At 37.9% G+C, this 13,254-nt stretch carries 15 protein-coding genes; 9 read left to right on the top strand and 6 right to left on the bottom strand.

Annotation, left to right across the window (positions count from 1 at the left end):
* Positions 1-15: 15 nt before the first annotated feature.
* The 3 genes from NST46_RS10240 to NST46_RS10230 form a co-directional block, all read right to left on the bottom strand.
* Complete coding sequence (locus tag NST46_RS10240; protein WP_303449110.1) at positions 16-834, bottom strand: alpha/beta fold hydrolase; 819 nt, start codon at positions 832-834, stop codon at positions 16-18.
* Complete coding sequence (locus NST46_RS10235; RefSeq protein WP_095311734.1) at positions 834-1,223, bottom strand: YbaN family protein; 390 nt, start codon at positions 1,221-1,223, stop codon at positions 834-836. The genes NST46_RS10240 and NST46_RS10235 overlap by 1 nt, the downstream gene beginning before the upstream one ends.
* 100 nt (positions 1,224-1,323) lie before the next feature.
* The gene (locus tag NST46_RS10230) at positions 1,324-2,124 is read right to left on the bottom strand and encodes a histidinol-phosphatase HisJ family protein (protein ID WP_251660363.1); all 801 of its coding nucleotides are present in this window, start codon (positions 2,122-2,124) and stop codon (positions 1,324-1,326) included.
* A 180-nt stretch (positions 2,125-2,304) separates the two neighbouring features.
* Here NST46_RS10230 and hisZ point away from each other — a divergent pair, with 180 nt between their 5' ends.
* The 9 genes from hisZ to hisC are packed head-to-tail and all read left to right on the top strand — an operon-like array spanning position 2,305 to position 9,867.
* Positions 2,305-3,555: an ATP phosphoribosyltransferase regulatory subunit gene (gene hisZ, locus NST46_RS10225; protein WP_095311730.1), complete on the top strand. Its 1,251-nt coding sequence runs from the start codon at positions 2,305-2,307 to the stop codon at positions 3,553-3,555.
* A complete protein-coding gene (hisG, locus tag NST46_RS10220) occupies positions 3,556-4,185 on the top strand; it encodes an ATP phosphoribosyltransferase (protein ID WP_251660361.1) in 630 nt (209 codons plus the stop codon).
* A gap of 2 nt (positions 4,186-4,187) precedes the next feature.
* Positions 4,188-5,474, top strand: a complete 1,287-nt coding sequence (hisD, locus tag NST46_RS10215) for a histidinol dehydrogenase (protein WP_251660360.1) — start codon at positions 4,188-4,190, stop codon at positions 5,472-5,474.
* Positions 5,467-6,051 (top strand): imidazoleglycerol-phosphate dehydratase HisB, encoded by a 585-nt coding sequence (hisB, locus tag NST46_RS10210; protein WP_095311725.1) that lies wholly within the window; start codon positions 5,467-5,469, stop codon positions 6,049-6,051. Before hisD ends, hisB begins: the two co-directional genes overlap by 8 nt.
* Positions 6,052-6,102: 51 nt before the next feature.
* Complete coding sequence (hisH, locus tag NST46_RS10205) at positions 6,103-6,708, top strand: imidazole glycerol phosphate synthase subunit HisH (RefSeq protein ID WP_251660358.1); 606 nt, start codon at positions 6,103-6,105, stop codon at positions 6,706-6,708.
* Positions 6,705-7,427, top strand: a complete 723-nt coding sequence (gene hisA, locus NST46_RS10200) for a 1-(5-phosphoribosyl)-5-[(5-phosphoribosylamino)methylideneamino]imidazole-4-carboxamide isomerase (protein ID WP_251660356.1) — start codon at positions 6,705-6,707, stop codon at positions 7,425-7,427. Before hisH ends, hisA begins: the two co-directional genes overlap by 4 nt.
* The gene (gene hisF, locus NST46_RS10195) at positions 7,417-8,181 is read left to right on the top strand and encodes an imidazole glycerol phosphate synthase subunit HisF (protein WP_303449116.1); all 765 of its coding nucleotides are present in this window, start codon (positions 7,417-7,419) and stop codon (positions 8,179-8,181) included. The genes hisA and hisF overlap by 11 nt, the downstream gene beginning before the upstream one ends.
* On the top strand, positions 8,178-8,819 hold the full coding sequence (hisIE, locus tag NST46_RS10190; RefSeq protein ID WP_340002864.1) for a bifunctional phosphoribosyl-AMP cyclohydrolase/phosphoribosyl-ATP diphosphatase HisIE: 642 nt from the start codon (positions 8,178-8,180) through the stop codon (positions 8,817-8,819). The genes hisF and hisIE overlap by 4 nt, the downstream gene beginning before the upstream one ends.
* The gene (hisC, locus tag NST46_RS10185) at positions 8,812-9,867 is read left to right on the top strand and encodes a histidinol-phosphate transaminase (RefSeq protein ID WP_118889757.1); all 1,056 of its coding nucleotides are present in this window, start codon (positions 8,812-8,814) and stop codon (positions 9,865-9,867) included. The genes hisIE and hisC overlap by 8 nt, the downstream gene beginning before the upstream one ends.
* Positions 9,868-10,154: 287 nt before the next feature.
* Here hisC and NST46_RS10180 read toward each other — a convergent pair whose 3' ends face one another.
* The 3 genes from NST46_RS10180 to NST46_RS10170 all read right to left on the bottom strand — a co-directional run bounded on the left by NST46_RS10180 (position 10,155) and on the right by NST46_RS10170 (position 13,236).
* Complete coding sequence (locus NST46_RS10180; protein WP_251660351.1) at positions 10,155-10,904, bottom strand: SurA N-terminal domain-containing protein; 750 nt, start codon at positions 10,902-10,904, stop codon at positions 10,155-10,157.
* Positions 10,905-11,165: 261 nt separating this feature from the next.
* Positions 11,166-12,221, bottom strand: coding sequence for an iron chelate uptake ABC transporter family permease subunit (locus NST46_RS10175; protein ID WP_095311712.1), 1,056 nt, complete (start codon positions 12,219-12,221; stop codon positions 11,166-11,168).
* Between the two features lie 4 nt (positions 12,222-12,225).
* A complete protein-coding gene (locus NST46_RS10170) occupies positions 12,226-13,236 on the bottom strand; it encodes an ABC transporter permease (RefSeq protein WP_392391111.1) in 1,011 nt (336 codons plus the stop codon).
* Positions 13,237-13,254: the final 18 nt, after the last annotated feature.

Below are 13,254 nucleotides of genomic sequence, written 5' to 3'. Positions count from 1 at the left end.
TTTATCCATTGTAAGTTATTGTCCTTCATCTTGCCACAAAAATGAATAAATCATTTTATCTACTTCTATACTCTCGTGTAATGCACTATGGCCTAGTGTATGATCTTCAATTATAATTTCCTGTAATTGGTCACTTGGTACAGTCATTCGTAAAGCCTGCACACTTTCTGGGAGTGCAACAGCATCACCAGTACTCCCAATATTCAGTGCCTGAACACTTTCAGGAAATGAACTTTCTCGTAGCAGTTGAAATGCCAGCGAATCCGGCTTTAGATCCTCAGCTGCAGCATCTTTATGAATTTGGAAATATGCTTCACTATAAATGCCGTCAAACGGACTCCCAATGGAAACAAGCTTATTCACTTCTGGATAACCATTACCTGCATATTCCATTGTATATTTAAGCGCAAGTATTCCACCCATTGAGTGTCCTACAATATTTACAGAATCAACTTTGTATTTTTCCTTCATTTGCAATAGAACTGCTGATATCCACTCAGCACTATCAGCGAAACTTGCCCGATTATCTTCTAAAATAATTTGAATAAACGTAGGAGCATACCTTCCTTTGTTTAAATTGTAATCACGGATTCGTCCTTCTTTAGTAACGTAATAGATAAACCCTTTATTCCCCCACCCGTATTCATGCTCGAAACGATCAAGCATATAGCCGAAGGAATTCTTCGTCCCTTTATAACCATGAATAAACACGGTTGGATCACCAGTATAATGCTCAGACTTCGCCTTATTAGGCATCGAAATATACGTGATATACCCGACAATTAATACCAATACCATTGTTATTTTTACCTTATGTTTTTTAATAAAATACATTACCTCACCTGCATACTTTTCCTTAGTGTTTTCTGTTTCAGAATAAACCATGTAAAATAAGAACCAATTAGGAATAACAGAATTTTTACCATTACTAAAGGAATCACAAACGCAATCGTATACAGCATCGAAACCCATAATAGACTAACGCTAACAATCTTAGCTTTTAATGGTATCCCTTTTCCCTCACGATAATTCAATATATAAGAGCCGACATATTTATTCGTGATTAACCATTGATATAATTTATCAGAGCTCCGAACATAACAAGCAGCTGAAAGCAAAAGAAATGGTGTTGTCGGCAATAATGGCAGCATTATCCCCAACACACCAAGCACTAATGAAATAGTGCCTGCAATTATTAAAAACATTTTTTTAATAGATTTCATAAACAACCACCAGCTACATATGTTAATTGAACACCATTATTATACCATCTCACACCCCTACAATCGCCTCAACACGTAAAAATTCATAGAAATTTCTTATCTATTTAATGAGGCTTGCAACCGGATGAAATACTGGCTTTCCATCTTCAAATGTCGCAATGTGTTTAAAGCCGATAGTGTCTAGCAACTCAAACGCGTCCTTAAATTGATATGCTAATGTTGTTTCCACATGAGAGTCCGATCCAACCGTAATGATTTCTCCCCCACATTCCTTATATAATTTTAAAATATCAGTGCTTGGCATCCCACTTTCTAAACCATAGCGATAGCCTGACGTATTTAATTCAATTCCTTTCCCAGCTGGAATAATTTCTTTAAAAATGACTTCTAAAATCTCGTGGAAATGATTCGTACTCTTTTCTTCCGTATATCGTTTAACAAGATCAATATGACCAAGAATACTAAAGCTTTTAAATTTGCTAATGCATGCAAGTAATTCTTCATAATACATTTGAAATGCTTCATCAACTGTTTTTCTCTTAAAGAATTCTCCGGAATGAAGGTCCATGCCAGCAGTTGCATGCATGGAGCAAATAACAAAATCAAACACTTCATCTTGCATTAATCTTTCATATCGCGCTAACAAGTGCGGTTGCACACCAATTTCTACACCTTTTTTAATGCGAATCTGCTTGCTGTATTTTTGCTGCAAATGTTTTATTCTCTTATCGTACTGTTTCAAGTCAAACTCAAATATCCAATCCTTATCTGGATAATCATAATCAATATGTTCGGTAAAACAAATTTCTTCAAGGCCGATACTGATCGCTTTTTCAATCGTAGTTTCCATCGGCGTCTTACAATCTGCTGAAAAATCACTATGAATGTGGTAATCAAACATTTTATCATCTCCTGTTTTTTCGTCAGTTCCAGTGCTGAAGCTTTAGCGGACTCCCCATTTGCTAACCAGATGCTTCTGCTTTTATTTGGTGTTGACTTTTATGAATATACTAATTATAATACTATATAACTTTACTTAGTTAAAGCGATAAAGTATTAAAGTTAAAAAGGAGTTTTATAGATGCAACGATACACGCTGAACGGCCGAAATAAGCATGTAGAAGATTTTCAAGTAAGAGATAATCTTATTGCAACATTGAAAAATCGCTTTACTACCTATGGCTATAAACAAGTACGGACGAAAGCCTTTGAAAACTATGAGATGTATTCGAACATTACTGGTACGGTAAAAAAAGATGACATGATTAAAGTCATTGATACGACAGGGAAAATCCTCGTCTTACGTCCAGATGTTACCATTCCAATTACCCGGATGATGGCAGCAGTAAACCAAGCAAATAATACCTTCTGGCAACGGCTTTTCTATGTAATGGATGTATTTCGTCAATCACAGGAGATGCCAAATCAAAAAGAAAGCACACAAGCAGGCGTTGAATTTTTCGGGGAGAATACACCTGAGGAAGACGCAGAAATTATCATGCTAGCCATCCATACATTAAAAGATTTAGGCTTTAAAAATTTCAAAATTGAAATTGGGCATGCGGGATTCTTTAAGGAGCTTATCCAACAAGCCGAACTCTCCGAACAAGACTTAGGGCAACTACAGGCCCTAATTCAATCAAAAAATATAGCGGATATGGAATTATTCCTTGAAGGAATGGCGATTGAAGAAGAATTAAAGAAAGCAATCCAATCGATTCCTCTTCTATACGGGGATCCGCTTCAAGTTATTCAGCAAGCAGAAAAGATTATTCGCAGCGCCCATATGCAGCATGTTTTGCAAAATTTAATTGACGTATTTGCATTAATTAAGGACTACGGTGTTGAGGATTATGTCGCTATTAATCTCGGATTAATTAATAATATGAATTACTATACCGGCATCATCTTTCAAGGATTTGTCGACCGAATTGGTCAGCCTGTATTAATGGGTGGGAGATATGATCATTTAGGAAAACAACTAGACAGCGTAATGCCTGCGATCGGTTTCGCATTTGAAGTAGATTTACTTATTCAAGCAATTTTAGAGCAAAGATTAGCAAAAGCTCCTAAAGCTCTAGTAGATACAGTCATTTATTATACAAAAGAAAAACAGCGAGAAGCTTTAACAGCTGCATTTGAACTAAGAAATAAGGGATATCAGGTTTTAAGTTTTCGGAATGATCCAAGTAATAGAAATCCCATTTCTTCTAATTCGATAATCCGCTTCGAAAAAGAACAAAACCTTTTTTCCAACGAACAAATCAAACAGACATTTTCAAAAGCAGATGAACTCGTTACGCTGCTTCAGGCTCACAAGGAGGGCTTCTAATTGCAACCTATAACATTGGCACTTGCTAAAGGACGTCCAGCTAAAAGCACGATTGCCCTATTGGAAAAGACGGACGTACAATTTAATGATTTTCACGAGGATAGTAGAAAGCTTGTTTTTTATAACAATGACAGATCGATTAAACTTCTTTTCGTTAAAGCAATTGACGTCCCGACCTACGTCGAAAAAGGGGCTGCTGATATTGGAATTGTCGGCAAAGATAATATCCTTGAATCCAAAGCAGATGTTTATGAACTACTGGATTTAAAAATTGGGAAATGTAAATTTGCAGTCGCAGGAAAAAAGAATTATACCCCTGAAAAAGGACAACTGCTGACAATTGCAACAAAATATCCAGCCATTGCACAGAAACATTTCGATAAAAAGGGCGAAGCAATTGAAATTGTTAAGCTAAACGGATCTGTTGAATTGGCTCCACTAATCGGGCTTGCCGATTTGATTGTTGATATTGTAGAAACTGGAAACACATTAAAAGAAAACGGACTAACCGTTCTTGAGAATATTGAACCTATTAGTACGAGATTAATTGTTAATAAAGCGAGCTTTGCAACAAAATCAACCGAAGTACAGCAATTTATCTCCCAGTTAAAGTCAGCATTGGAGGGGTAGCAATGAACATACAAACAAAAGAGGAATTTTTACAGGTTTATAAAGCTAGTACTTCAGATCAGCTGAAGGAACAAGAGCTTGACCAAGATGTGCTAGAAATTATTAGCGGGGTTCGAAAAGATGGAGATGAAGCATTATATCGATACACGAATAAATTTGACCATGTAGTATTAGATTCCCTCATCGTATCTGAGGAGGAATTACTGGAGGCAAAAAAACAAGTAGATGCTGGATTTCTTGATGCTTTAAAGCAAGCCAAGGAAAATATTGAAGCATTTCATAAAGAACAAAAGGAACAATCCTGGTTTGTGAATAAAGCACCTGGTATCTTACTCGGCCAAAAGGTAACCCCGATTGAAAAAGTTGGTGTGTATGTTCCAGGGGGAAAAGCAGCCTATCCTTCCACGGTGTTAATGGATGTCATCCCCGCCAAAATTGCTGGTGTAGAGAAAATCGTACTTACAACACCTCCACAAGCGAATGGAAAGATTAATCCTCACGTACTTGTTGCTGCACAGCTTGTGGGGGTTGACACGATTTATAAGGTTGGTGGGGCACAAGCTATTGCTGCATTGGCCTATGGGACAGAAACAATTGAAAAGGTCGCCAAAATTGTTGGTCCCGGAAATGCCTTTGTGGCAAGAGCAAAAAAATGGGTTTATGGGGATGTAGCGATTGATATGATTGCAGGACCTAGTGAAATCTGCATTGTTGCAGATCAGACTGCCCCACCGAGCTTTGTTGCAGCCGATTTACTTTCACAAGCAGAGCACGATGAATTGGCAAGCTCCATTTGCATTACAACGAGTGAAGCATTGGCCGAACAAATTCTAGCAGAGGTTAAAAAGCAAACAAACGTACTTGAACGAAGCGAAATAATTACACAATCACTAAAGCAAAATGGAAAAATAATCGTCACAGCGAATCTAAAAGAAGCTTTTTCTGTTGTAAATGAAATTGCACCAGAGCATTTACAGCTAATGATTGAAAAACCATATGATAGTCTTTCTAATATTAAAAACGCTGGCGCGATCTTTCTCGGAAATTATTCACCAGAACCATTAGGAGATTATTTTGCAGGTCCAAATCATACCCTGCCAACGAATGGGACGGCAAAATTCGCCTCCCCACTTGGTGTATATGATTTCATGAAAAAATCGAGCATTATTAGTTATTCCGAAGAGGCACTGCTGCAAGCTACTGATTCAATTATCAAAATCGCTACAGTGGAGGGGCTCACTGCCCATGCCAATTCCATTCAGATTAGAAAGGATGACCCGAATGCGTAAAGCAAAAATTGAAAGATCAACAGCCGAAACATCCATCGAGTTAGACTTAACCATTGATGGAACTGGGAATGCCACTATCCGATCAGGTGTCGGTTTTTTAGACCATATGCTTTTGTTACTGACAAAGCACGGTTTATTTGATTTAGCAGTCACATGTAATGGGGATTTAGAAGTCGATCAGCATCACTCTGTTGAGGATATTGGTATTGCATTGGGTCAAGCATTTCAGCAGGCTTTAGGGAATAAAGAAGGAATTACAAGATATGCAACGGTAACAACGCCTATGGATGAGGCTCTGTCAACTATTTCCTTAGACATTAGCGGACGCCCCTACTTCGTATACAACGTAGAAGGACTAAAAGATAAAGTCGGTGATTTCGATACCGAGCTTGTCGAGGAATTTTTCCAAGCATTTGTTAGCAATGCCAAGGTAACACTTCATATTAACCTGGCTTATGGAAATAACACTCACCATATGATTGAGTCCATTTTCAAAGGCTTCGGTCGTGCATTAGATCAAGCGACGATATTAAATCCACGAGTAAAAGGAATCCCTTCCACAAAGGGCAGCTTATAAATAAAGAGAGACTAACAGACAGGAGATTTTTAACGGAAAGGAAGAAACAAGATGATCGCAATCATTGACTATGGTGCTGGAAATATTAAAAGCCTACAATTTGCGCTTGCAAAACTAAATAAGGAATCAGTATTAACAACCGATCCACAAGTAATCAGGAATGCTTCTTCAATCATTCTTCCTGGTGTAGGTGCCTTTAAGGATGCAATGGATGCAATCAAGAAAATAGGATTATCAGATGTAATTAAACAAGAGGTTCAAGCTGGAAAACCAATACTCGGCATCTGTCTCGGCATGCAGTTATTTTATGACAAAAGCTATGAGGATGGCGATTGGGATGGTCTCGGGCTACTAAAAGGGAATGTCAGTCGGATTAAGGAAACGGTCAAAGTCCCGCATATGGGGTGGAATACCATTACAAAGCATAATAAAAGTTTGTTAACTCTACATCTACCAGATGATTTTTACGTTTATTTTGTTCATTCCTATGCCGTCGAGGAATTGGAGGAAGCTACACTTGTTGGCAGCACCGAATATGGTGGCCGCATTCCTGCTATTGTCCAGCAAGGGAATATTACAGGTATGCAATTCCATCCGGAAAAAAGCGGTGATATCGGCATTCAATTACTTGCAAACTACGAGGAGATGATTTCATGATTTTATTCCCTGCAATTGATATTCGCGGCGGAAATTGTGTCCGCCTTATCCAAGGGGATTATAACAAAGAAAAAATCTATGGCAATTCCCCAACGGATATGGCTTTACAATGGGAGAAAAAGCGAGCAGCATACCTGCATACGGTTGACCTAGACGGTGCTAAAACTGGTGACTCCTTAAATCAAGACGCCATTAAAGCAATCGCCAAACAAACGGAAATCCCTGTTCAGGTCGGTGGAGGCATTCGTTCACTTGATACGATAGAAGGTTACCTTGCTGCAGGCATCGCTCGCGTGATTATTGGTACAGCAGCTATTAACGACAAAGCCTTTTTAAAAGAGGCCGTGGAAAAGTTCGGATCTCGAATCGCCGTTTCCATTGATGCGCGGAATGGCTATGTCGCTACAGATGGTTGGACAGAAACAAGTACCGTCAAAGCCATCGATCTTATCGCTGAACTTGAACAGATTGGCGTTAAAACAATTGTCTACACGGACATCATGAAGGATGGCATGATGCAAGGACCGAATTTTGAAGAGCTGCAAGCTGTGAATGAAGCAACAAGCATGGATGTCATTGCATCTGGTGGTGTTTCAACAGAGGAAGATATACGCAAGCTAAAATCACTGAACATGTATGGTGCGATTATAGGCAAAGCATTATACGACGGCACATTGAATTTTGAATCGTTAACGGAGGAAGATTTCTATGCTCGCTAAACGAATTATCCCTTGTCTCGATGTTGATAAAGGACGGGTGGTAAAGGGAAAAAAATTTCAAAATATCCAGGATGTTGATGACCCAGTGGCATTAGCCAAAAGATATAACGAAGCCGGCGCTGATGAACTTGTTTTTTATGATATTACAGCATCCAATGAAGAACGCGATATATTTCTCGATGTCGTTGAGCAAGTTGCTAAAGAGATCGCAATTCCATTTACAGTTGGTGGTGGCATACGAACGGTTGAGGATATCCATCAAGTTCTCCGCTCCGGAGCAGATAAAGTATCTATCAATAGTGCAGCTGTAACAAATCCGCAACTTATCAAGGATGCCGCTTTGAAATTTGGCAGCCAGTGCATTGTCTTATCGATTGATGCAAAGGAAGTAGCACCAAATCAGTGGAACGTTTTTACAAAAGGTGGTCGTTACGATACGGGAATAGATGCCATTCAATGGGCCAAGCAAGGAGAAGAGCTTGGTGCTGGAGAACTTGTCATTAATGCAATGGATTCAGACGGGGAGAAAGATGGCTATAATATTTCATTAACCAAAACTATTGCCGATACCGTTAATATTCCAATTGTTGCAAGCGGTGGAGCTGGTATAAAAGAGCATTTTCTTGCTGTATTAGAGCAAGGTGCGGATGCGGCACTTGCTGCATCTGTATTTCACTATGATGAGATTCAAATACCTGACCTCAAGATCTATCTTCAGGAAAATAATATTATCGTCAGGAGGGAAAGAAAATGAGAGTAAATATCGAACAGCTTGTCTTTGATGATAATGGCTTAATCCCTGCCATTGTACAAGACGCAGGGACAGGAAACGTCTTAACATTAGCATATATGAACCAGGATGCATTAAACAAAACAATCCAAACCAATGAAACATGGTTTTTCTCAAGAAAGCGACAGAAGCTATGGAATAAAGGAGAAACATCCGGAAATAAACAGCAAATCATAAGAATTTCTTATGATTGTGACGCGGATGCATTATTGGTTCAGGTTAATCCGCTCGGACCAGCATGCCATACCGGTAATGAATCCTGTTTCTACAATGAACTTTATACAAATAATATCCCGGCACACGATATCGTCCATAGCGTAATTGCGAAAATTAAGGATCGCCGCGATAATCCTGTTGACGGTACGTACACATCATATCTTTTTGAAAAAGGGATCGATAAAGTGCTTAAAAAGGTCGGAGAAGAAACGTCAGAAGTCATTATCGGGGCAAAGAATAACGATAAACAAGAGCTTACTAGCGAAATAGCTGATCTTACGTATCATACACTCGTATTGATGGAACTTATGGATGTATCCCTTTCCGATATAAAAAACGAATTAATGAAAAGACATATTCAAAAGGAAGGTCAAAATCGTGAGTAAATTTTGGAGCGACATGGCAAAGCGATGTACCCCCTATATCCCTGGGGAGCAAATCAATCGTGCTAATGTAATTAAATTAAATACGAATGAGAATCCGTATGGTCCATCACCAAAAGTTATACAGGCAATCCAAAAAGAAAGTGAACAAACATTAAATCTCTATCCTTCACCAACAACAGACAAATTAAGGGAGGTTATCGCAGCACTCAATTCCTTATCCAAGGAAAATGTTTTCGTTGGAAATGGATCAGATGAAGTTCTTGCCTTTTCGTTTATGGCTTTTTTTGATAGTAACAAAGCCATTCGCTATCCAGCTATTTCATATAGCTTTTATCCCGTATATGCGAAGCTATTCGGTATTCCAGCCGAGGAAATTGCCCTTCAGGATGATTTTACGATACCGATAGAGGATTTCTACCAATCAGATGGAGGCGTTATTTTTCCAAATCCAAATGCGCCAACCAGTATTTATATGGAAATTGATACGGTAAAGAAAATCTTGGATAACAACCCTGAACAAGTTGTCATTGTGGATGAAGCATATATCGACTTTGCAGCAGAATCTGCTGTTTCCTTAATCAATTCCTATGAAAATCTGCTTGTTATTCAAACCATGTCCAAATCGAGATCCTTGGCCGGACTGCGGGTCGGATTTGCGTTAGGTCACCCGAATCTAATTGAAGGATTGACCCGCATTAAAGACTCAGTGAATTCCTATACAGTCGATCGATTGGCTATTGCTGGAGCAGAAGCTGCTATGGCTGATGTGTCTTATTTTAACGAGACGACAGAGAAAATAATTCGAACAAGGGAATGGACCATTGTTGAAATGGAAAAACGCGGATTTACTGTCCTGCCCTCCCAAACAAATTTTATTTTTGCAACACATCCTAACAAAGACGCAGGGGAGTTATATACAGCTTTAAAAGAAAAAGATATACTTATTCGATACTTTAAGGTACCTATGATTGATAACCATGTTCGGGTTACGATTGGCACAGATGAACAGATGGCACAATTTTTCAAAATGCTCGATACGATACTATAATTTAAATCCGTATGCTCTTTCAATTCGTCTTACTCAATTGTAACACTTTTATTTTCTATTTTATGCACAGATTGAGAAGTGTTGCCATTCCAATATTCGTATTTTCCGTACAATATCTCTGGTTGAAAAACATTGAATATTTGAGTGTCAAAACAACATAATATATAATCTATACCTTGATATAACAATAAAATGGCATACGTCAATTCGTATGCCATTTAGCTTGTCATTTAACTAATATGCACCTCAAAACGAAACCATTTACTAAAAGATGCGATGCTTTTCTTTTACAATACATTCTCAACTTCTGCGTTTTCTTTCAATTCATCAATTCTTGTCCGCAGTTGCTCACTTTGCTTTTCATTTGTAAGCACATCTTTAATTTGTCCTTCAACTTCTTCTAGCTTACCAATTTCTCCATTTTGCTCTTTTAGCTGATCATAGTACTCTTGTACTTCCTTGTCTGTCACTTCTACTTCAAATTCCGAATCCATATACTTTCTTGTTACTAACTCACCCGTGAGCTGCTCTTTGAACTCATCCTCTGACAATTGTAACTGTTCCAAGAGAGTGGTAAATTGGTCTTCACCACTTGTTTCCTTAATACTAACTAGTTCTTCTTGTACTTCTTCATCTGTCACTTTGATACCTTCATTTTCGGCATCCTGTTTAATAAGAGTCTGTTCAACAAGGATGGATACAGTCTGATCTTTGATCATATCAAGATTACTTACATCTTGTCCATATTGATACATTGTTGATTTTACTTGTGTATATATCGGGTTATAATCCGATCCTGAAATTTCTTCTCCATTAACAACAGCAACCGGAGTTTTTTCATCCAGTTTTTCTTCATCCGTAAATTCTAATTCCTGTTGTGCAGCAGGTTGTTCTGAAGTGTCGCCTTCTGTATTTTCATTTTCTTTCGTCTCATCATTCCCACATGCAGCTAGCATGATGATTACTAAGAACGCCAGTGATAGCACACTTAACTTTTTCATAATGGACTCCCTCGCTTCTATTAAGTCTTCTTCCATTCAACCACACATCTATATATGATTTCAAGTGGAAACAAAATAGCTGTTAATTCAGTAATTGCTATTGTAGCAGGGTTTAAAGCGTTTATTTACATTTCCATAACAAAAATTACTTACTTTTGCTTTGAAAGGTAGAGAAAGGCTCTCGACGATCTCTTTTCCTAAGACAGATAGCAAAAAAATACCCTCCGATCTGTTGAAGGCAATCACACACGGCCTTTAACAGATGAGGATATAAAAGTACATCGTAAACTCAAATTATTATAAAGTCTTTCTCTTTAAAATTATAATTAAGAATGTTAATCCACCAACGATTTCGATAATAATTGAAACTACACCTTGCGCGTTAAATACATGATTCATGATAAAATATGAACCAGTTAGTATCAAAAATCCGGTTGCAAGAGCCATTGGGAAAATATATCTATGATCATAAGTTGGCGCCAGCTGATAACTCAACGTTGCAACCAAAAACCCAAAGAAAGTAAGTGGTCCAACCAAAGCCGTTGAGACTGACATCAAAATGGAAACTAATACAAGAACATAAATGATACTAAATTGATGATTTACTCCCAAAGATGTAGAAATATTCTTTCCAAGTGATAATACATTTAAATTTTTTGAATAAGCAAGAAGAAGTAATGCAACAATTATTACGATTGGAATCGCAATAGAAAAATACTCTGGGTCCGCATTATTGACAGAACCAAACAATTTTGCCTGCAAAATATCAAATTCAGCCGGTGCAAGCAGTTTTCTCATGAAAGTTGACAAAGACCTTAAACCAGTACCAATAATGATTCCAACCAATAGCATAAGCTGTAAATTTCCATACTTTCCGGATAGCAACCATCCATAAAGTATCAAACACATTAAGACCATAACAACCACTTGCAATAAAAATGGTCCAGTGCCACTATAACCTATAAATACGCTGGCACCAAAGAAAAACATTGTACCCGTATGTATGGTGGAGTAAAGTGCTTCAAATCCTAAAAGTGAAGGAGTGATTACCCGATTATTTGTTACCGATTGGAAAGCAACCGTCGCCAGGCTTTGACAAATCGCAGCAATAATCATTGCAACAATAGCTACCATTCTTCTTTCAACGACTGGGATAAAGGAAGGGGAATCTACTGGAACTGGATTGTTATAAACTAAAAGTCCGTATGAAGAAAGAACACCTAATCCAATCAACGTTATCAACAATATCCAATAACGCTTTTCCTCCTTCTTAGAACGAAAAGCTTTAGCTGCTCTATTCTTATTAGGAAGGCTAGAAACAATTTTGACATTTTTTTTATTCGTATATTCCAATTTGTTATCCTAGCCTCCTTCTTCTTAATAAAATTACAATAAATACGACTGCGCCCACTGTTCCAAGTATCAAAGAGACAGGTACTTCAAATGGCATTATAATTGTCCTGGATATTATATCAGAAATGGTTAGAGCACCCATCCCGGACACACATACCCAAGGCAAATTACTCCTAAGATCATCGCCTCTAAACATGGAAACAATATTTGGTACTATTAAACCTAAAAAAGGTAAATTTCCAATAACAGCTGCGACAATTCCAACTGCCACAGCAATAAGACCCGTACCAATAAGAACAATCTTATTATAGCTTACTCCTAGACTTGTTGTAACATCTTCTCCTAATCCAGCTAAAGTCAATCTATCAGCATAGATAAAAATAAAAATAGTAATGACAACAATTAGCCATAAATATTCATATCTTCCAACTTGAATCGATGCAAAAGAACCTACAAACCAGGTTTCAACATTTTGTGACATTTGAAAAGCGAGCCCAACAAAAGTGGAAATTGCAGAAATGACCGCTCCTAGCATTATCCCAATAATCGGGACAATTAAAGACGAACGAAGTTTAACTCTTCTTAAAAACAAAAAGAAAACCATCGTTCCAATAAAGGAAAAAATGATTGCCGCAGTCATTCTTTGGACTAAAGTTGGCGCCGGGAATAATAAATAAGCAAAAATCAATCCCAAGCCTGCCCATTCAATTGTTCCAGTTGTAGTTGGTTCAACTAAGCGGTTCTGTGTAATAAGTTGCATTACGAGTCCTGCCATTGCCATTGCAGCTCCAGTTAGCATTAATGCAGCTGTTCTTGGAATACGAGTGATGAAAAACATTTCCATTCCATCCTCTTGTCCCCGTATATCATAAACCCCAGTAAACATTGAAATAATACCGAGAATAATAACAACTATGATTGCTAATATAAAAGGTTTCGTCCATACTTTATGATGATTAGAACGTTGGGGCTGAGAGTTCTCAGCCCCAAACATTCTTATTATATTTTTAGGCACTATAGTTATACTCCTCTA

It is taken from the genome of Oceanobacillus sp. FSL W7-1309, assembly GCF_038002145.1.
Classification (GTDB): Bacteria; Bacillota; Bacilli; order Bacillales; family Amphibacillaceae; genus Oceanobacillus; species Oceanobacillus profundus.
The sequence above is the reverse complement of the archived record's forward strand: the minus strand, read 5'-3'. Positions and strand labels throughout refer to the sequence as shown.